The following is a 17,651-nucleotide window of genomic DNA, read 5'->3' on the forward strand; positions in this document are numbered from 1 at the left end:
AGTGCCGGCCAGCGGCCGGCACTACCTCAGGGACAGATACATGCGAAAGACAGGGATGTTCGTGATCGCCGGGCTGCTGCTGGCCCCCACCGTGCAGGCCGCACCGGCCTGCCAGGAACCCATGGCCGTTGCCCGTGCCTTCTTCGAAGCCACGACCGGCAATGGTGACCTGCTGGAGCCACTGCCCGCGCTGGTCAGCCCGGCGTTCGGCAAGGCACTGCGTGGCGAGCGTGCCTGCCAGCAGCGCGAAGAGGGCATCTGCACGATCGATTCCGACCCGTGGCTGGATGCGCAGGACGGCGACATTGAAACCCCGGTGCGTTATCGCTGGAAAGAGGCCTCGGCCACTGCCGGCCAGGTCGAGATGCGCTATGCGGTATGGAAGAAGGCCTACGTGACCCGTCTGCCGATGGTGCGCCAGGGCCAGGGCTGCTGGCAGGTCGATGACATCCTCACCAACAGCGGCCGTTCGGTGCGGAAGATCCTGGCGCAGCCGGTGCCCTGACCGGCGGCAGCATCCACGCAGGGTGCGGTCCAGTTGCCGGCCAGCGGCCGGCACTACCAGGTGATGTTGGGTGGGTGCCGACCGTTGGTCGGCATGCCTTTATCGCGAATGCCCGAACACCAGTTCGATCACGAACTGGCTGCCGAAGAACGCCAGCAGCAGCAACAGCATTGCCGCCAGCGTCCAGTGCACCGCCTTCATGCCGCGCCAGCCGTAGCGGCGACGGCCGATCATCAGCACGCCGAACACGATCCACGACAGCACGCTCAGCACGGTCTTGTGCACCAGCTTCTGCGCCAGCAGGTCATCGACGAACAGCACGCCGGTGACCAGGGTCAGGGTCAGCAGCGCGAAGCCGACCGTGATCACCCGGAACAGCAGCGATTCCAGGTCGGCCAGCGGTGGCAGCGCGCGCAGCCACGGGCGGAACTCGCGGCGGCGCAGGGCGCGTTCCTGCAGCCACAGCATGATCGCCAGCAGCGCGGCGATGCTCAGCGTGGCGTAGGCCAGCAGCGCCAGCCAGGCATGGCTGGCCAGGCGCCAGCCCAGCACCTTGCTCGGCTCGTGGCCGTAGCCGTGATAGGCCAGAAGCAGTACCGCGGCCAGTGGGAACACCACCACGCCCAGCGCCGACATGCGGCCGCGCGCGCCCACCAGCGAGGTCAGCCAGGCCATGCCCAGGCCGACCAGCGACAGCGCGGCGAAGAAGTGCATGTCCGGCCCGCCGTTGGTGCGCATCGCCACCATCACGTGGTAACCGCCATGCAGCAGCATCGCTGGCAGGGCCGGCCACAGCCAGGTGGGGGAGCCGGTGCTTTCATCGCGGCCGAGCGCGCGCACCAGCAGGGCACTGGCAGCCAGGTAGAGCAGGACGGCGATGAGAACGATTGTCATCGTTGCAGTTTCGCATACCCCTGTGATGCTGGCGACGGCCCGGTGGTCGCAGTCCGGGCGGACAGCCGGACCCGTTATACTGTCTGCCTTATTGTCCCCCGCTTTCAGACAGGTTGCGCCGCATGTTCGAGTCCTTGACCCAGCGCCTTTCCGGCACCATCGAGCGCCTGCGTGGCCGCGGCCGCCTGACCGAGGAGAACATCCGCGAGGCGACCCGCGAAGTACGCATCGCGCTGCTCGAAGCCGACGTCGCGCTGCCGGTGGTGCAGGCCCTGATCGAGCGCATCAAGGTGCGCGCGGTCGGCCAGGAAGTGCTGAAGTCGCTGACCCCGGGCCAGGCCCTGATCAAGGTCGTGCGCGACGAGCTGACCGCGGTGATGGGTGCCGAGGCCAGCGACCTGAACCTCAATGTGCCCGCTCCGGCCATCATCCTGATGGCGGGCCTGCAGGGCGCCGGCAAGACCACCACGGTGGGCAAGCTGGCCAAGCACCTGAAGGAAAAGCGCAAGAAGAAGGTGATGGTGGTTTCGGCCGACGTCTACCGCCCGGCCGCGATCGAGCAGTTGAAGACCCTGGCCGAGCAGGTCGGCGTGCTGTTCTTCCCGTCCAGCGCCGACCAGAAGCCGGAAGCCATCGTCCGCGCTGCCATCGACGATGCCCGCAAGTCGTTCGTCGACGTACTGCTGGTCGATACCGCCGGCCGCCTGGCCATCGACGAAGCGATGATGGCCGAGATCAAGGCCCTGCACGCTGCCGTGAACCCGGCCGAAACCCTGTTCGTGGTCGACGCCATGACCGGCCAGGACGCGGCCAACACCGCCAAGGCCTTCGGCGACGCGCTGCCGCTGACCGGCGTGGTGCTGACCAAGACCGACGGTGACGCCCGTGGCGGTGCCGCGCTGAGCGTGCGCTACATCACCGGCAAGCCGATCAAGTTCGTCGGTGTCAGCGAAAAGCCGGAAGGCCTGGACGTGTTCCATCCGGACCGCATCGCCAGCCGCATCCTCGACATGGGCGACGTGCTGTCGCTGGTCGAGCAGGTGGAGCAGCAGGTCGACAAGGACAAGGCCGCCAAGCTGGCCGAGAAGGTCGCGAAGGGGAAGAAGTTCGACCTGAACGACATGCGCGACCAGCTCGAGCAGATGCAGAACATGGGCGGCATCGGCGGCCTGATGGACAAGCTGCCGGGCCTGGGCAACATCCCCGACCACCTGAAGCAGCAGGTCAGCCAGGGCAAGGAAGTGCCGCGCATGATCGCCATCATCGGCTCGATGACCAAGAAGGAACGGCGCAACCCGAACCTGCTCAACGGCTCGCGCCGCGCGCGCATCGCCAAGGGTTCGGGCGTGACCCCGGCCGACGTCAACAAGCTGATGAAGCAGTACATGCAGATGGAAAAGATGATGAGCAAGATGGCCGGCGGCGGCATGAAGGGCATGCTGCGCAGCATGAAGGGCATGATGGGTGCCATGGGCGGCCGTGGCATGCCGTTCCGTTGATGACGGCCCCGTCCGCAGTGTGATGTAGCGCCCGAGCCCACGCTCGGGCGGCGGCGCGCAAGCGCCGCAGCAGGTGGTCGGGCAGCAGGCTCGACTCTTCCCCTGTCCCGCGCGCACCATGGGGGCCTGTCCGAAACGATGGGCCATCATGCAGAGTTCCGCTGTAACTTCCCGCGTCGAGGCGTTCTGCCGGCGCTTTGGCATTTCCGTTCCGATCCTGCTGGCACCGATGGCCGGTGCCTGCCCCGTACCGTTGTCCGCCGCGCTGGCCAATGCCGGCAGCATGGGGGCGATGGGCGCGGTGCTGTCGTCGTCGGCCGATATCGGTCGCTGGATGGAGGACTTCCGCGCGACCTCCACCGGCCCGGCGCAGGTGAACCTGTGGCTGCCGGACCCCGCACCGAGCCGTGATGTCGCTGCCGAGGCCGCCAGCCGCGCTTTCCTCGCGCAGTGGGGCCCGGACGTGCCGGCCAGCGCCGCCGACGCCACGCCTGCCGATTTCGAAGAACAGTTCGCTGCGTTGCTTGCGGCACGCCCGACGGTGGCGTCGACCATCATGGGCGTGCTGCTGCCGCGCCACGTGCAGCAGCTGAAGGACGCCGGCATTGCCTGGATCGCCTGCGCGACCACCTTGTCCGAAGCGCGTGCCGCACAGGACGCCGGTGCCGACGCCGTGGTGGCGCAGGGCATGGAGGCCGGTGGCCATCGCGGTGCGTTTGATCCGGCAATGGCCGAACGCCAGCTGGTCGGGCTGTTCGCGCTGTTGCCGCGCCTGGCCGATCACCTGCAGATTCCGGTGATCGCTGCCGGTGGCATCGCCGATGGCCGTGGCATTGCTGCCGCACTCACCCTGGGGGCCAGCGCCGTCCAGATCGGCACCGCCTTCCTGCGCACGCCCGAGGCGGCGATCGCGTCGGCGTGGGCCGATGGGCTGGCCGCCAGCGAACCGGAAGATACCTGGCCGACGCGCGCGTTCAGCGGCCGCCTTGGCCGTGGCCTGGCGACCGCGTATGTGCGCGCCGCTGCTGCCGAAGGCGCCCCTGCGCCGCGCCCGTACCCGGTGCAGCGTGGCCTGACCGCGCCGATGCGCAAGCAGGCCGTGCAGGAAAATCGCCTGGCGGCGATGCAGGCCTGGGCCGGGCAGTCGGCGTGGATGGCGCCTGCACAGCCGGCCGCCGACGTGCTGCGCGGCATGTGGGAACAGGCGCAGGCGCTGCTGCGATGAGGGTCACCTGCAATGGCCAGCCGGCGCAGGTGGCGGACCTGCTGCCGGCGCTGGTGAACTACGGCCACTTCACCTCGCTGCAGGTGCGTGGTGGTGCAGTGCAGGGGCTGGACCTGCATCTGGCGCGGCTGTCGCAGGCCACGCGCGAACTGTTCGGCAGCGAACTGGACACGGTGCAGGTGCAGGCGTGGATGTCGCAGGCGCTGCGGCAGGCCGGCCTGGCCGATGCCTCGCTGCGGGTGACGGTGTACTCGCGCCGCTTCGATTTCCGCAATCCGCTGGCGGCCGTGCCGGTGGACGTGCTGGTGGCAGTTTCAGCGCCGGTGGCCCTGGCCGCGCCCAAGCGCGTGCGCAGCGTGGCCTGGCAGCGCGAAATGCCGCAGATCAAGCATGTGGGCACGTTTGGCCTGTTTGCCGAGCGGCGCGCGGCGATGGCGCAAGGATTCGACGATGTGCTGTTCGTAACCGCCGATGGCGACGTGAGTGAAGGGAGCACCTGGAACCTGGCCGTGCACGATGGTGAACGGCTGCTCTGGCCGCAGGCGCCGGCCCTGCGCGGGACCGCCGAAACGTTGCTGAAGCAGCATTGGCCCGGCGCACAGTTGACGCGGCCGTTGGCGCTGGCTGAACTGGACAGTGTGAAGGCCGCTTTTGCCTGCAACGCCAGCGGCCTATGGGCGCTGGACGCCATCGACGGGCATGCCCTGCCAAGCTCGCAGACGCTGGCTGAACAGGGCAGGGCGGTGCTGGCAGCGGTGCCGTGGCAGCCGCTTTCCTGAACGAGGCGCGTGATTGCCGATCGCTGGGCATAGCCGGACGCTACCTTGAAGCGTTGCAGCCGGTAGCGCCGGGCCATGCCCGGCGGATGCGTCCGCAGCGAACAACACTCAGGAGTTCCAATCAGATATGGGTACGGTCACCGAGCAGCATCGCGCGGTAGCGATGCACGCAATCAAGGTCATGGGCGCTGAGGGGCGGCCCAAGGTCCAGGCCTTTCACGATGATCATCGCCTACGTTCGGTCGATATCCTCACGATGTTCAGCTCTCCGGAAGCAGGGCTGAAGTCCATCTCGTCCATCGGCCTATCGGATTCTGTGTTATGTCATGCGGAGGGGCACGAACTGGAAACGCGCGTCGAGCTGTGTGCGTGTGCAGAACAGGACGCGCTGCATTGGGACAACGTCGTCGCCTCGACGGCTTTCGCGATCATGCGCGATCGTGCGGCGGTGCAGCCTGGTAGCGTGATTCCCGACATCCTGCAGGAATACTTCCCGTCGACCCGGATGCCGCACGTCTATCTGGTGCCGCCCTTCTTCTGGAATGACGCCAGGTTCCCGGGGCTGCAGTTCCCGCCGGTTGCCATCAACTGGCTGCAGTGCATCGCCATCCACGAATCCGAGCGGCAACTTGTCGAGCGGATTGGCGGCGATGCATTTGACGACCTGCTGCAGCGGCACGAGGTAGATGTGCTGGACATGCATCGGGCGCCGGTAGCGGGAGCGCTCTGACGCTATCGCCCCGGGAATCTTGGAGGGGCGGTCGGAGGTTGATCACTTTGCTGAACGAAAGTGGCGAGGCATAGCACTGCGCTACCGTGAAGATGGATACAGCCCGGGGTTGGCTCGGCCGGGCTCTGCCGCTATAATCGCCCGCTTACCTCGCCATCCTGGCGACTGGGCAATAGGAAAAACACCATGGTCAAGATTCGACTGACCCGCGGCGGCGCCAAGAAGCGTCCGTTCTACCACATCATCGTCACCGACGTGCGCAGCGCGCGCGACGGCCGCAACATCGAGCGCGTTGGCTTCTACAACCCGGTTGCCCAGGGCGCCGAGAAGCGCATCGAGCTGGACCTGGCCCGCGTTGACCATTGGGTCAAGAACGGCGCCCAGCCGACCGACAAGGTCCGCAACCTGATCAAGGAAGCGACCAAGTCCCAGGCCGCTGCGGCCTGATCCTGACGGGCCACGCTTCGGCGTGGCCCTCTTGGTTGAAGCAGATGAAAGATATCGAGCGCCGCATCCTGCTGGGCAGGGTTGTCGGCGCTTTTGGTGTGCGCGGCGAAATCAAGCTCGAGTCCTGGACCGAGCCACGTTCCGCCATTTTCCGTTACCAGCCGTGGATCGTGCGCAGCCCGTCCGGCGTGGAAACCACGATTGAAGGTGTGCGTGGCCGCGACAGCGGCAAGCACCTGGTCGCCCGTTTCCCCGGCGTCGAGGACCGCGATACCGTCGAAGCGATGCGCGGCACCGAGATCTACGTGGCCCGCAGTGCATTGCCGCCGCCGAAGCCCGATGAGTACTACTGGGTGGACCTGGAAGGCCTGGACGTGAAGACCACCGAGGGCGTTGCCCTGGGCCAGGTCTCGCACCTGTTCAGCACCGGCGCCAACGACGTGGTAGTGGTCCGCGGTGACCGAGAGCGGATGATTCCGTTCGTGCAGCCGGACTTCGTCAAGTCGGTCGACTTCGAGGCCAACCTGGTCGTGGTCGACTGGGATCCCGAGTTCTGAATGTGAGCATGCGTTTCGACGTCATCACCCTGTTCCCCGAGTTCCTCGCCCAGTCCGCCGGACTGGGCGTGGTCGGGCGCGCGCAGGAAAAGGGGCTGTTCAGCCTGCACGGCTGGAACCCCCGTGATTACGCCGAAGGCAACTACCGCCGCGTGGACGACCGTCCGTTCGGTGGTGGCCCGGGCATGGTGATGCTGATCGAGCCGTTGCAGGCCTGCCTGCAGGCGATCCGTGAGGCCGATCCGACCCCGGCGCGGGTGATCTACCTCAGCCCGCAGGGGGCGCCGCTGACCCAGGCCAAGGTGCGGGAACTGGCGGCGCTGCCGCGCGTGGTCCTGCTCTGCGGCCGCTACGAGGGCATCGACGAGCGTTTCCTGGAGGCCAATGTCGACGAGGAGATCTCCCTCGGCGACTACGTGCTGTCCGGGGGGGAACTGGGCGCGGCGGTGATCATCGACGCCGTGGCCCGCCTGCAGGACGGTGCCCTGAACGACGCCGAATCGGCGGCGCAGGACAGCTTCGAGGGCGACCTCGGCCTGCTCGACTGCCCGCACTACAGCCAGCCGGCCCAGCACCCGCTGGGTGACGTGCCGGACGTGCTGCGCTCGGGCAACCACGCGGCCATCGCCGCCTGGCGCCGCCAGCAGTCGCTGCTCCGGACCGCCGAGCGGCGCCCGGACCTGCTGGATGAACAGGCACTGGGCAAGGCCGACCGCAAACTGCTGGAGCAGGGCCGCCAGACCCGGAACCAGAAGGCCAGCCCCTAGCGCAGGGCTGGCGTTATCGGCTATCATGGCCAATTCCCGTCGGCCCTGGTCGGCGCGCGCAGTACCCAAAACAAACGTGCAGCACAGTCCGGTGACTGCATGAGCCTACGTTGTCGATACGACACGCCCACCCGAACAAGAATCGGTGTAACCCATGAGCAAGCTGAACAAGTCCATCGTCGCGGAATTCGAATCCGCCCAGATCACCCGTGAACTGCCGAAGTTCAGCCAGGGCGACACCGTTGTCGTCAACGTGAAGGTGAAGGAAGGCAGCCGCGAGCGCGTGCAGGCCTACGAAGGCGTCGTCATCGCCACCAAGAACGCCGGCCTGAACTCCTCGTTCACCGTCCGCAAGATCTCGCACGGCTACGGCGTCGAGCGCGTTTTCCAGACCCACAGCGCCATCATCGACTCGGTCGAAGTGAAGCGTCGTGGTAAGGTCCGCGCCGGCAAGCTGTACTACCTGCGTGGCCTGGAAGGCAAGGCCGCCCGCATCAAGGAAGACCTGGCTGCCGCTGCTGCCGCCAAGGCTGCCCGTCTGGCCGACAAGGCCTGATAAACAACTTCGGTTGTTGCCGCGACGGCCACCTTCGGGTGGCCGTTTGCGTTTCCGGCATCGCATCGGCCACGATCAGGTGATGAACGACATCAACCTTCGCTATCCGGCCGTGATCCAGTCGGCGTTGCGCTTTCTCGACGGCAAGGGGCTGGCACGCGTGCAATCGGCGCCGTTGCTGCATCGCCTGTTGTGGCGCCTGGGCATCGCACTGCCGCCACCGATCCTGGCCGGCTTTGGCACCAACGCGTTGGTGCAGGGCCTGCTGTTCGGGCTGTTCTGGACCGCGCTGATGTGGCTGATGCTGTGGCAGGGCAGCGAACGTCCGCTGGTGCTGTTGCTGGTGGCCGGTCTGGTGGCCGGCGCGCTGTTCGGCCTTGTGATGGCGGCGCTGATGCGCTCGCTGCGCCGCCACCGCAAGCTGCCGGATTGGCGCCAGTTCCGGGCGCGGCAGGCGGACTGAGCCGATGGCGCACTGCGCCGTGACCGCTGGCTACGGGCCGCGCTAGGCTGCGGTTTCATCCCGATGGACGTGCCGTGCGATGCCTGCCAAGCGAACCGCACCTTCCACCGCGCCCACGCTGTTGTCCGGCGGCAACCCCCGGATCGCCAAGGGCGAGGGCGATGCTCCGGTGCAGGCATACATCGCCGCCATGCCGGACTGGAAACGCCCGGTCGGCGCACAGCTGGATGCGTTGATCGAACGGGCCGTACCCGGCGTGCACAAGGCGGTGAAGTGGAACTCGCCGATGTATGCGGTGGCGCCGGGCGAAGGCTGGTTTCTCAGCTTCCATTGCTTCACCCGCTACATCAAGGTGGCGTTCTTCCGTGGCGCGGCGCTGAAGCCGGTGCCACCCGAGCCGTCCAGGAGCGCCGATACGCGCTACCTGCATATCGCGCAGGATGGCGTGCTGGATGAAGCACAGTTCCTCGACTGGGTGCGCCAGGCCGCCGCGTTGCCCGGCGAGCGCATGTAAGCCCGGCATTCCGATTCCTTTCCCGAGAGACCCTGATGGCCATGCATGCTCCGAACCCTGACGATGCCGGAACCCCGGCGACCGAACTGATCGATGCACGCATCGCCGAACTGGGAGACTGGCGCGGCGAAACGCTGGCACGCATGCGTGCGTTGATCCACGAGGCGCTGCCCGACGTGCAGGAAACCTGGAAATGGCGGGGTACACCGGTGTGGGAGCACAACGGCATCCTGTGCACCGGCGAAACCTACAAGCAGGCAGTGAAACTGACCTTCGCCAACGGTGCGGCGCTGGCGGACCCGAAGGGCCTGTTCAACGCCAGCCTGGAGGGCAACACGCGGCGTGCGATCGACATCCATGAAGGCGCGATGCCGGATGCCGCTGCGTTCAAGGCGCTGCTGCGCGCAGCGGCGGCGTTCAACGCGGCGAAGAAGAAACGGTAGAGCCGGCCGCTGGCCGGCTGTTGCGCGATGCTGCTGGAGAGGTGTGAGGTTGCCGGCCAGCGGCCGGCACTACCTTGTCATTGGCCGGTCCATGAGGTTGCCGGCCGGCGGCCGGCACTACCGCAGCGGTGCGGCATCCGGGTCGGCCACCGGCGACGGCGGACAGGCCGGAATCTCCGACGGCGTCGCCAGTTCTTCGGCATGCGAGGGCTTGCCCATCATCTTCGCCTTGCGCCAGCCGCCCCAGCGGTAATACGCCAGCGACAGCAGCATCGACATCAGCGAGCTGACCGGGAAGCTCCACCAGATTGCATCGGCGCCCCAGTACGGCTGCAGCAGTTCGGCGAACGGCACGCGCACGCCCCACAGCGAGCCGGCCAGGATCAGCAGTGGCGGAATCACCGCGCCGGTGGAGCGCACCACGCCGGAGATCACGAAGCTGACGCCGAAGAACAGGAACGAGCCGATCACCACATGGTTGAGGTGGCGGGCGATGTCCAGCGCCTGGCTGGCCGGCGGCAGGAACAGCGCCAGCAGCTGGCGATCGAACACAACCAACGGCAGGATCAGCGCGCCGGTCAGCAGGAAGTTGAACAGCACGCCCTGGCGTGCGGTACCGCGCACGCGGTCCCAGCGCTGCGCACCGACGTTCTGTGCGGCCATCGAAGAACACGCCGCACCGATCGCCATCGCCGGCATCTGCAGGTAGTTCCACAGCTGCAGGGCAGCACCGTAGCCGGCGGCGGTGTCGGTGCCGTACTGGTTGACCATGGTCATCAGCAGGATCACCGACAGCGAGATCAGCACCATCTGCAGGCCCATCGGCACGCCCTTGACCACCAGCGCCTTGAGGATGGTCATGTCGAGCTTGAACAGGCGCAGGTCGGCGCGGCCCAGCCACAGGGTGTGGCGCTTGTGCCGCATGTACAGCAGCAGGCCGGCCAGCGACAACGTCTGCGCGACCAGCGTGGCCCAGGCCGAGCCGGCGATGCCCAGCGCGGGGAAGGGCCCCATCCCGAAGATCAGTACCGGGTTCAGCACGATGTCCAGTGCCACCGATACCATCAGGAAGCGGAACGGCGTGCGCGAATCACCGGCACCGCGCAGGGCGGCGGTGAGGAAGGCGAACGCGTACAGCGTCGGCATCGCCAGGAAGATGATCTGCAGGTAGGCCTCGGCCAATGGCAGCGAGGCGGCCGGCGTGCCCATCGCTGCCAGCAGCGGATGGGCCATGAACCAGCCGGCGATGGCGATGATCACCGACAGGCCGATGAAGAAGGTGGCACTGGTGCCGACCACGCGCCGCGCCTGCGCGATGTCGCGCGCGCCGATCGCCTGTCCGATCAGGATGGTCGAAGCCATGCCGAAGCCGAACACCGAGCCGATCAGGAAGAACATGATGTTGTTGGCGTTCGCGGTGGCGGTCAGTGCCGCCTCACCGAGGAAGCGCCCGACCCAGACCGCATTCACCGAACCGTTCAGCGACTGCGCGATGTTGCCTGCCAGGATCGGCAGGGAAAACAGCAGGAGATTGCGGCCGATCGGGCCGGAGGTCAGGTCAAGCGGCGCTTTGGCCATGGAGTGGTGATCGAATCCCGGGAGGCGCACACTAGCACCAAGCCGGTTTGCGGGATGTGGCAATGCATCAACGACTGCAGGTGAAGTGGAGCCTGGCGCTGGCCTTGATCAGCGTCGTACTGGCCGCATGTTCGACAGGTGACCGGCCGGGCGATACCCAGGTGCGGCCCACCGACCGGCCCGAGTGCCTGGTCGGCAGCCAGCGCCAGGATCTTTCTGCCGGCGTACCCACCCTGATCGGGGGCAGCGGCTGCCGCACCGACCCCGACAACCCGCGTCCCCTGAACAAGCGAACGGAGTAGTCCCTGCCGATGACCGAGCTTTCCCCGCTGCCGCCCAGTGTCCGACTGGACATCTGGCTGTGGGCGGCCCGTTTCTTCAAGACCCGCAGCCTGGCCAAGCAGGCCATCGAGACCGGCAAGGTCAGCGTGGCTGGGCAGCGCCCGAAATCCTCACGCGCGGTGCGCGTCGGCGAGCAGCTGCAGGTGGATCGCGGCGAGGAGCATTTCGAGATCCAGGTGCTGGGGCTGAGCGATCAGCGCGGGCCGGCGCCGGCGGCGCAGCAGCTGTATGCCGAGAGTGAGGCCTCCAGGGCCCGCCGCGCCGAGCAGCGGGCGCGGCGCATCGCCGCACGCGATGGTTTCCAGCCGCCGGAGCACAAGCCGGACAAACGCGCACGGCGGTTGATCCGCGCGCTCGGCGATATCGACGCGTTGTAAGTTGCAGGGCGCCAGACCGGGTCCGGCGCCGCCTTGGCTCAGCGCTTGCCGCCCAGCAGGCTGCCGCCGATCTTCAGCAGATCGCCCACGCCGAGCTGGCCGTCACCGTCCTGGTCCAGCACGCTGCCAAGCAGGCCGCCGGCAAGACCACCCTGTTGCTGCACCTGCTGCTTTTCCTGGCCGAGGGCCTGGCTGAGCGAGCCGGCATCGGCCTGGCCACCACCAAGGCGCTGGGCGAGGAAGGCCATCACGATCGGTGCAAGGATCTGCAGCAGCTGGCTGGTACGGCCGCTGTCGAGCTGGGTGGCCTGGGCCAGGCCGGTTTCCACCTTCTGCTGGCTGCCGCCGAAGATGTGGCCGAGGATGCCGGCACCGTCGCTGGCGGCGCCACCGCCACCGCCGCCCAGTACCGAGCCGAGCACGCTTCCCAGGTCCAGGCCGCTGTGGTTGTTCTGCAGTGCACCGAGCAGCGCCTGTGCGCCCTGCGGCTGCGAGGCGTTGTTGCCCAGCGCGCCCATCAGCACCGGCAGCGCGGCACTGATCGCACCGGAGGCCTGGGTATCGCTGATGCCGAGCTGCTGCGATACCTGCTGCAGCGGGGCGCCCTGCAATTTGGCGAGAAGTTCGTCGGTCAGGCTCATCTGCGGAATCCTTGATTGGGGTTGGGCGTGCAGAAGGTACGACGCAGACCGTTAAAACGGCGACGCCGCCTCACGGGGAGGCGGCGTGGCGTTCACGGGGCAGGGCGATCAGAGCTCGATGTCTTCGGCACCCGGGGTCGCGGTGGGGAAGTCCGCTTCCGGCTGGGCCGGCTTGAACGGATCCGTTGGCTGGCTGGCCAGCGCCTTCAGCGCCGCGGCAACACCAGCGCCATAGGCCGGGTCGGCCTTGCTGCAGTTGTCGATGTGGCGCTGCTTGATGAAGTCCGGCGCATCGCCCAGGGCACGGGCGGTGTTGGCGAACAGTCGCTCCTTCTGTGCCTGGTTGTAGCTGCGGAACAACGCACCGGGCTGGCTGAAGTAGTCGGCGTCGTCCTCACGGAAGTTCCAGAAGTCGGCGTCGCCCCGGATCTTCATCGGCGGTTCGCGGTACTGCGGCTGTTCCTGCCACTGGCCGTAGCTGTTGGGTTCGTAGTGCGGCAGGCCGCCGTAGTTGCCGTCCACGCGCATCGCACCGTCGCGGTGGTTGCTGTGCACCGGGCAGCGCGCCGCGTTCACCGGAATCTGGTGGTGGTTGACGCCCAGGCGGTAGCGCTGCGCATCGGAGTAGGCGAACAGGCGCGCCTGCAGCATCTTGTCCGGCGACGGGCCGATACCCGGCACCAGGTTGCTCGGCGCGAACGCCGACTGCTCCACGTCCTGGTACCAGTTGACCGGATTGCGGTTCAGTTCGAACTGGCCCACTTCGATCAGCGGGTAGTCGCTCTTCGGCCACACCTTGGTCAGGTCGAACGGATGGATGCGGTAGGTTTCCGCCTCCAGTTCCGGCATGACTTGGATGAACAGTTTCCACTTCGGGAAGTCGCCCTTCTCGATCGCGGCGAACAGGTCGCGGCCGTGGCTTTCGCGGTCATGGCCAACCAGGATCTGCGCCTGCGCGTCGGTCAGCGATTCGATGCCCTGCTGGCTGACGAAGTGGAACTTCACCCAGAAGCGCTCGCTGTCGGCGTTGGTGAAGCTGTAGGTGTGCGAGCCGAAACCGTGCATGTGGCGGAAGCTGCGCGGAATGCCGCGGTCGCTCATCACCACGGTCACCTGCAGCAGGGCTTCGGGCAGCAGCGTCCAGAAATCCCAGTTGTTGCGTGCGCTGCGCAGGTTGGTATGCGGGTCGCGCTTGACGGCCTTGTTGAGGTCGGCGAACTTGCGCGGGTCGCGCAGGAAGAACACCGGCGTGTTGTTGCCGACCAGGTCCCAATTGCCTTCTTCGGTGTAGAACTTCAGGGCGAAGCCGCGGATGTCACGCTCGGCGTCGGCGGCGCCACGCTCGCCGGCCACCGTGGTGAAGCGGGCGAACATCTCGGTCTGCTTGCCGACCTTCTCGAACAGCTTGGCGCGGGTGTACTTGCTGATGTCGTGAGTGACGGTGAAGGTGCCGAATGCGCCCGAGCCCTTGGCGTGCATGCGGCGCTCGGGAATGATCTCGCGGTTGAGGTTGGCCAGCTTTTCCAGCAGCCACACGTCTTCCATCAGCAGCGGGCCACGCGGGCCGGCGGTCTTGCTGTTCTGGTTGTCCACCACCGGTGCGCCGAAGGCCGTGGTCATCGGCGTGACCGGTTCATCGCCGTGCTTCTGCTTCGGGGTAGTGCTCAGCTCGCGCTGCTGCTGGGCGCCTTCCGCAGGCGACGGCGCGGTGTGATACGGACATTTCGGGCTGTTGTTATCGGACTGGCTCATGGCTGGCTCCTGCGGGTGAAGACGGGATGGAACATCTTCACTCGACTTTAGCTAGGGCCGGATGAAATGAATAATCGAATGATCCGCTCAGTTTGATAGTTTTTGTCAATTGAAACGAAGAATCAGATTTGCCGGATCTTTCGATAGGCCTCCCGCATGGCGGCGGGAAGCCAGGGGTGCGCGCTGCGGTTACAGCAGTGCTTTCAGTCGGTACAGCGCTTCCAGTGCCTGCTTCGGCGTCAGTTCGTCCGGATCGATGGCGGCCAGTGCTTCCTGTGCCTTGTTCGACGGCGCCGCGAACAGGCCGAACTGCTGCGGTGCATCCAATGCCTGCGGCGCCAGCTCGGCGGCATGGCTCTCACCGCCGCGCTGTTCCAGCTCGGCCAGTCGACGGCGCGCCTGCGCCACGGTGGCGCGCGGCAGGCCGGCCAGTGCGGCCACCTGCAGGCCGAAGCTGCGGTTGGCCGGGCCGTCCTTAACGGCGTGCATGAACACCAGCGCTTCACCGTGCTCGACGGCATCCAGGTGCACGTTGGCGATGCCGCTGCGGCCGCCCTCGTGCTGCTCGTCGGCCAGCGCGGTCAGCTCGAAGTAGTGGGTGGCGAACAGCGTGTAGCAGCGGTTCTGGTAGGCCAGGTGGCGGGCCACCGCGTCGGCCAGCGCCAGGCCGTCGTAGGTGGACGTGCCACGGCCGATCTCGTCCATCAGCACCAGCGAATGCGCGGTGGCGTGGTGCAGGATGTAGCTGGTCTCGGCCATCTCGACCATGAAGGTCGACTGCCCGCGGGCGAGATCGTCACCGGCGCCGATGCGGGTCAGGATGCGGTCGATCGGGCCGATCAGCGCCCGGCTGGCCGGCACGAAGCTGCCGATGTGGGCCAGCAGCACGATCAGCGCGTTCTGCCGCATGTAGGTCGATTTACCACCCATGTTCGGACCGGTGATGACCAGCATGCGGCGGTCCGGATGCAGATCCAGATCGTTGGGTTCGAACGGCTGCTCGCGCACCGCCTCGACCACCGGATGGCGGCCACGCTCGATCTTCAGGCACGGTGCCGTTTCAAGTTCCGGTCGCGACCAGTCCAGCGCCTGCGCGCGTTCGGCGAAGGCGGCCAGCACGTCCAGTTCGCTCAGCGCAGCGGCGCACTGCTTCAGCGGTTCCAGCTGCGCGCCGAGGGTATCCAGCAGCTGCTCGTACAGGTACTTCTCGCGCGACAGCGAACGGTCGCGCGCGGACAGCACCTTGTCCTCGAATGCCTTCAGTTCTTCGGTGATGTAACGCTCGGCATTGGTCAGCGTCTGGCGGCGGGTGTAGTGCACCGGCGCGCGATCGGACTGGCCCTTGCTGATTTCGATGTAGTAGCCGTGCACGCGGTTGTAGCCCACCTTCAGGGTGGGAATGCCGCTGCTCTCGCGCTCGCGCAGTTCCAGGTCAACCAGGAACTGGTCGGCATGGGTGGACAGGCGGCGCAGCTCGTCCAGCTCTTCATCGAAGCCATCGGCCAGCACGCCGCCGTCGCTCAGCTTCAGTGGCGGCATTTCGGCGATGGCGCTGGCCAGCAGCTGTGCGCACGCGTCGTGCTCGCCCAAGGCGGCATGCAGTGCCTGCAGGCGCGGTGAATCCAGCGGCGCCAGCACTTCGCGCACCGCCGGCAGCAGGCCCAGGCCATCGCGCAGGGTGGAGAAATCACGCGGGCGCGCCGAACGCAGTGCGACGCGGGTCAGGATGCGTTCCAGGTCGCCGAGGCGGCGGAACTGTTCGCGGATGTCGGCATCGCTGCCGCGATCGATCAGGGTTTCCACCGCATGGTGGCGCTGTACCAGTACCTCGCGCAGGCGCAGCGGGCGGTGCAGCCACCGGCGCAGCAGGCGCCCGCCCATCGGCGTCACCGTGCTGTCGAGCACGCCCAGCAGGGTATTGCGGGTATCGCCGTCGACGCGCGTATCCAGTTCCAGGTGGCGGCGGGTGGCGGCGTTCATCGCGATCGCCTCGCCGGCGGTTTCCATCGCGATCGAGGTCAGGTGCGGCAGGCGCTGCTTCTGGGTTTCCTCGACATAACCGAGCAGGGCGCCGGCGGCGGCGGTGGCACGTGGCTTGTCATCGATACCGAAGCCGCTCAGATCGTGCAGCTTGAAGAAGTTCAGCAGCTGGCGGCGGCCGCTGTCCGCGTCGAACAGCCACGGCGCACGGCGGCGCACGCCGGTGCGCTGGCGCAGGAAGTCGGGCCAGTTCTCCTCGTCGGGCACCAGCAGCTCGGCCGGTTCCAGTCGGGCCAGTTCGGCTTCCAGCGCGTCGTCGGTCTCGACTTCATTGACCAGGAAGCGGCCACCGGCCAGGTCGGCCCAGGCCAGGCCGTAGCCCTGCTTCGTGCGCGACAGCGCCATCAGCAGGGTGTCACGGCGCTCATCCAGCAGCGCTTCGTCGGTGACGGTGCCGGGGGTGACGATGCGCACCACCTTGCGTTCGACCAGGCCCTTGGCCAGCGCCGGGTCGCCGATCTGCTCGCAGATCGCCACCGACTCGCCCAGCGCCACCAACCTCGCCAGGTAGCCTTCATAGGCATGTACCGGCACGCCGGCCATCGGAATCGGCGCGCCGCCGGAGCTGCCACGCTGGGTCAGGGTGATGTCGAGCAGGCGCGCGGCCTTGCGCGCGTCGTCGTAGAACAGCTCGTAGAAGTCGCCCATGCGGAAGAACAGCAGCAGGTCCGGATACTCGGACTTGGCTGCGAAGAACTGCTTCATCAGCGGGGTGTGTTCGGCGGACTTTTCTTTGGACATGGGGCTCGTGAATCCGGGGCGTCCGTTCGCGCCGGAGGGCAGCGGCAACGGAGCGGGTACAGGGCCGTCCATGGTAACTGCTGGGGCACAGGGCTGCGGCTACCGGTGGCAGGCGGGTACCGCACAGCAACGGGGTCAGGCCGGGACCAGGGTGATCTGCCGGTGGCTGGCAAAGATATCCATCACGATCTCGAAGTAGGTTGGGCCCTCGCCCCGTTGCAGGGCGTCCAGCTGGCGCGCAATGGTCCGCGTGTTGAAGGTGCCCGGGGCTTCCAGCTTGGACTGCAGCCACTGGCATGTGCTAGTTCGTCCCAGTGCGGCGCGGCTGTGCTCGATATCACTCCAGATCACCGTTGCCCGCTCATGGCCGGCCAACGCGCCATGGACGCCATGCAGCAGATCATCCAGGGCGTCCAGGCTTGGCCCGAGCTGCCAGTCCTCGCCGGGCATGAACACGCGGTTGATCTCCGCGTACAGGCTGGGGATGTCGTGAATGGCACAGCCTTCGATCTGCAGGATGAGCGACATATCTCGACTGTAGCGTTGTTCCCTGTGCGTTGGACATGGCTGAGCGCCGGATGCTTTGCGGACCCATGCTGGGGTTTGGCAAACTACTTTGCTGAGTCAAAGTGCTCGGCACTCCCGTCGTGGCGCGCGCCGGTTTGCAGGGAAGAAAACGACGTGACCCATCGCCAATAGCAGGGCCATCAGCTGGTAGAGAGTTCGCCCGAAGTCTTCTTCTTCATTGATTGGTGCCATCGGCAGCAGGACCCCCTCGGGCGCGTTCAACTTCCACTGTCA

General features: G+C 66.9%; 20 protein-coding genes. 14 read left to right on the top strand and 6 right to left on the bottom strand.

Annotated elements, in window-relative coordinates; genetic code table 11:
* Window positions 1-40: 40 nt before the first annotated feature.
* The gene (locus AC5P98_RS02250; RefSeq protein WP_049404401.1) at window positions 41-505 is read left to right on the top strand and encodes a hypothetical protein; all 465 of its coding nucleotides are present in this window, start codon (window positions 41-43) and stop codon (window positions 503-505) included.
* Between the two features lie 99 nt (window positions 506-604).
* On the opposite strand, the gene AC5P98_RS02255 is transcribed toward AC5P98_RS02250, so the two are convergent.
* Window positions 605-1,399, bottom strand: a complete 795-nt coding sequence (locus AC5P98_RS02255; protein ID WP_014646399.1) for a cytochrome C assembly family protein — start codon at window positions 1,397-1,399, stop codon at window positions 605-607.
* 122 nt (window positions 1,400-1,521) lie between these two features.
* On the opposite strand from AC5P98_RS02255, the gene ffh reads away from it, so the two are divergent.
* The 11 genes from ffh to AC5P98_RS02310 all read left to right on the top strand — a co-directional run bounded on the left by ffh (window position 1,522) and on the right by AC5P98_RS02310 (window position 9,379).
* Window positions 1,522-2,898 carry a signal recognition particle protein gene (gene ffh, locus AC5P98_RS02260; protein ID WP_014036403.1) on the top strand — a complete coding sequence of 459 codons (1,377 nt, stop codon included), beginning with the start codon at window positions 1,522-1,524 and terminating at the stop codon, window positions 2,896-2,898.
* A gap of 148 nt (window positions 2,899-3,046) precedes the next feature.
* Window positions 3,047-4,123 carry an NAD(P)H-dependent flavin oxidoreductase gene (locus tag AC5P98_RS02265; RefSeq protein ID WP_495229836.1) on the top strand — a complete coding sequence of 359 codons (1,077 nt, stop codon included), beginning with the start codon at window positions 3,047-3,049 and terminating at the stop codon, window positions 4,121-4,123.
* Window positions 4,120-4,902: an aminotransferase class IV family protein gene (locus AC5P98_RS02270; protein ID WP_495229837.1), complete on the top strand. Its 783-nt coding sequence runs from the start codon at window positions 4,120-4,122 to the stop codon at window positions 4,900-4,902. Before AC5P98_RS02265 ends, AC5P98_RS02270 begins: the two co-directional genes overlap by 4 nt.
* A 127-nt stretch (window positions 4,903-5,029) precedes the next feature.
* A complete protein-coding gene (locus tag AC5P98_RS02275) occupies window positions 5,030-5,632 on the top strand; it encodes a suppressor of fused domain protein (RefSeq protein WP_495229838.1) in 603 nt (200 codons plus the stop codon).
* A 186-nt stretch (window positions 5,633-5,818) separates the two neighbouring features.
* Window positions 5,819-6,079, top strand: a complete 261-nt coding sequence (gene rpsP, locus AC5P98_RS02280) for a 30S ribosomal protein S16 (protein WP_005415733.1) — start codon at window positions 5,819-5,821, stop codon at window positions 6,077-6,079.
* 44 nt (window positions 6,080-6,123) lie between these two features.
* Entirely contained in the window at window positions 6,124-6,636 is a 513-nt protein-coding gene (rimM, locus tag AC5P98_RS02285) for a ribosome maturation factor RimM (protein ID WP_005408595.1), read from the top strand.
* A gap of 8 nt (window positions 6,637-6,644) precedes the next feature.
* Window positions 6,645-7,403, top strand: coding sequence for a tRNA (guanosine(37)-N1)-methyltransferase TrmD (trmD, locus tag AC5P98_RS02290; RefSeq protein ID WP_134966310.1), 759 nt, complete (start codon window positions 6,645-6,647; stop codon window positions 7,401-7,403).
* A 154-nt stretch (window positions 7,404-7,557) separates the two neighbouring features.
* Window positions 7,558-7,959: a 50S ribosomal protein L19 gene (gene rplS / locus AC5P98_RS02295; protein WP_005415736.1), complete on the top strand. Its 402-nt coding sequence runs from the start codon at window positions 7,558-7,560 to the stop codon at window positions 7,957-7,959.
* An 82-nt stretch (window positions 7,960-8,041) separates the two neighbouring features.
* Window positions 8,042-8,422, top strand: coding sequence for a DUF6404 family protein (locus tag AC5P98_RS02300; RefSeq protein WP_032956354.1), 381 nt, complete (start codon window positions 8,042-8,044; stop codon window positions 8,420-8,422).
* A 79-nt stretch (window positions 8,423-8,501) separates the two neighbouring features.
* A complete protein-coding gene (locus AC5P98_RS02305; RefSeq protein ID WP_197557396.1) occupies window positions 8,502-8,936 on the top strand; it encodes a DUF1801 domain-containing protein in 435 nt (144 codons plus the stop codon).
* A gap of 35 nt (window positions 8,937-8,971) precedes the next feature.
* Window positions 8,972-9,379: a DUF1801 domain-containing protein gene (locus AC5P98_RS02310; RefSeq protein ID WP_164109840.1), complete on the top strand. Its 408-nt coding sequence runs from the start codon at window positions 8,972-8,974 to the stop codon at window positions 9,377-9,379.
* A gap of 117 nt (window positions 9,380-9,496) precedes the next feature.
* Here AC5P98_RS02310 and AC5P98_RS02315 read toward each other — a convergent pair whose 3' ends face one another.
* Window positions 9,497-10,957 carry an MATE family efflux transporter gene (locus AC5P98_RS02315; protein ID WP_495229839.1) on the bottom strand — a complete coding sequence of 487 codons (1,461 nt, stop codon included), beginning with the start codon at window positions 10,955-10,957 and terminating at the stop codon, window positions 9,497-9,499.
* 62 nt (window positions 10,958-11,019) lie between these two features.
* Between AC5P98_RS02315 and AC5P98_RS02320 the strand changes: the two genes are divergently transcribed.
* Complete coding sequence (locus tag AC5P98_RS02320; protein ID WP_032956346.1) at window positions 11,020-11,259, top strand: hypothetical protein; 240 nt, start codon at window positions 11,020-11,022, stop codon at window positions 11,257-11,259.
* Between the two features lie 9 nt (window positions 11,260-11,268).
* Entirely contained in the window at window positions 11,269-11,676 is a 408-nt protein-coding gene (locus AC5P98_RS02325) for an RNA-binding S4 domain-containing protein (RefSeq protein ID WP_495229840.1), read from the top strand.
* A gap of 38 nt (window positions 11,677-11,714) precedes the next feature.
* Here AC5P98_RS02325 and AC5P98_RS02330 read toward each other — a convergent pair whose 3' ends face one another.
* From AC5P98_RS02330 to AC5P98_RS02345, 4 genes are all read right to left on the bottom strand, one after another.
* Window positions 11,715-12,317 (bottom strand): DUF937 domain-containing protein, encoded by a 603-nt coding sequence (locus AC5P98_RS02330; RefSeq protein WP_014646409.1) that lies wholly within the window; start codon window positions 12,315-12,317, stop codon window positions 11,715-11,717.
* A 108-nt stretch (window positions 12,318-12,425) separates the two neighbouring features.
* Window positions 12,426-14,069 (bottom strand): catalase, encoded by a 1,644-nt coding sequence (locus AC5P98_RS02335; protein WP_049441489.1) that lies wholly within the window; start codon window positions 14,067-14,069, stop codon window positions 12,426-12,428.
* Window positions 14,070-14,258: 189 nt separating this feature from the next.
* Window positions 14,259-16,850: a DNA mismatch repair protein MutS gene (mutS, locus tag AC5P98_RS02340; protein WP_111144173.1), complete on the bottom strand. Its 2,592-nt coding sequence runs from the start codon at window positions 16,848-16,850 to the stop codon at window positions 14,259-14,261.
* Between the two features lie 135 nt (window positions 16,851-16,985).
* A complete protein-coding gene (locus AC5P98_RS02345; RefSeq protein WP_049419269.1) occupies window positions 16,986-17,378 on the bottom strand; it encodes a barstar family protein in 393 nt (130 codons plus the stop codon).
* Window positions 17,379-17,651: the final 273 nt, after the last annotated feature.

The organism is Stenotrophomonas sp. YJH_SMC_135 (assembly GCF_059372355.1).

Bases quoted from the DNA above. Each gene is read 5' to 3' on its own strand.
- AC5P98_RS02250 (WP_049404401.1), top strand. From the start codon at position 41: ATGCGAAAGACAGGGATGTTCGTGATCGCCGGGCTGCTGCTGGCCCCC.
- AC5P98_RS02255 (WP_014646399.1), bottom strand. From the start codon at position 1,399: ATGACAATCGTTCTCATCGCCGTCCTGCTCTACCTGGCTGCCAGTGCC.
- ffh (WP_014036403.1), top strand. From the start codon at position 1,522: ATGTTCGAGTCCTTGACCCAGCGCCTTTCCGGCACCATCGAGCGCCTG.
- AC5P98_RS02265 (WP_495229836.1), top strand. From the start codon at position 3,047: ATGCAGAGTTCCGCTGTAACTTCCCGCGTCGAGGCGTTCTGCCGGCGC.
- AC5P98_RS02270 (WP_495229837.1), top strand. From the start codon at position 4,120: ATGAGGGTCACCTGCAATGGCCAGCCGGCGCAGGTGGCGGACCTGCTG.
- AC5P98_RS02275 (WP_495229838.1), top strand. From the start codon at position 5,030: ATGGGTACGGTCACCGAGCAGCATCGCGCGGTAGCGATGCACGCAATC.
- rpsP (WP_005415733.1), top strand. From the start codon at position 5,819: ATGGTCAAGATTCGACTGACCCGCGGCGGCGCCAAGAAGCGTCCGTTC.
- rimM (WP_005408595.1), top strand. From the start codon at position 6,124: ATGAAAGATATCGAGCGCCGCATCCTGCTGGGCAGGGTTGTCGGCGCT.
- trmD (WP_134966310.1), top strand. From the start codon at position 6,645: ATGCGTTTCGACGTCATCACCCTGTTCCCCGAGTTCCTCGCCCAGTCC.
- rplS (WP_005415736.1), top strand. From the start codon at position 7,558: ATGAGCAAGCTGAACAAGTCCATCGTCGCGGAATTCGAATCCGCCCAG.
- AC5P98_RS02300 (WP_032956354.1), top strand. From the start codon at position 8,042: ATGAACGACATCAACCTTCGCTATCCGGCCGTGATCCAGTCGGCGTTG.
- AC5P98_RS02305 (WP_197557396.1), top strand. From the start codon at position 8,502: ATGCCTGCCAAGCGAACCGCACCTTCCACCGCGCCCACGCTGTTGTCC.
- AC5P98_RS02310 (WP_164109840.1), top strand. From the start codon at position 8,972: ATGGCCATGCATGCTCCGAACCCTGACGATGCCGGAACCCCGGCGACC.
- AC5P98_RS02315 (WP_495229839.1), bottom strand. From the start codon at position 10,957: ATGGCCAAAGCGCCGCTTGACCTGACCTCCGGCCCGATCGGCCGCAAT.
- AC5P98_RS02320 (WP_032956346.1), top strand. From the start codon at position 11,020: ATGCATCAACGACTGCAGGTGAAGTGGAGCCTGGCGCTGGCCTTGATC.
- AC5P98_RS02325 (WP_495229840.1), top strand. From the start codon at position 11,269: ATGACCGAGCTTTCCCCGCTGCCGCCCAGTGTCCGACTGGACATCTGG.
- AC5P98_RS02330 (WP_014646409.1), bottom strand. From the start codon at position 12,317: ATGAGCCTGACCGACGAACTTCTCGCCAAATTGCAGGGCGCCCCGCTG.
- AC5P98_RS02335 (WP_049441489.1), bottom strand. From the start codon at position 14,069: ATGAGCCAGTCCGATAACAACAGCCCGAAATGTCCGTATCACACCGCG.
- mutS (WP_111144173.1), bottom strand. From the start codon at position 16,850: ATGTCCAAAGAAAAGTCCGCCGAACACACCCCGCTGATGAAGCAGTTC.
- AC5P98_RS02345 (WP_049419269.1), bottom strand. From the start codon at position 17,378: ATGTCGCTCATCCTGCAGATCGAAGGCTGTGCCATTCACGACATCCCC.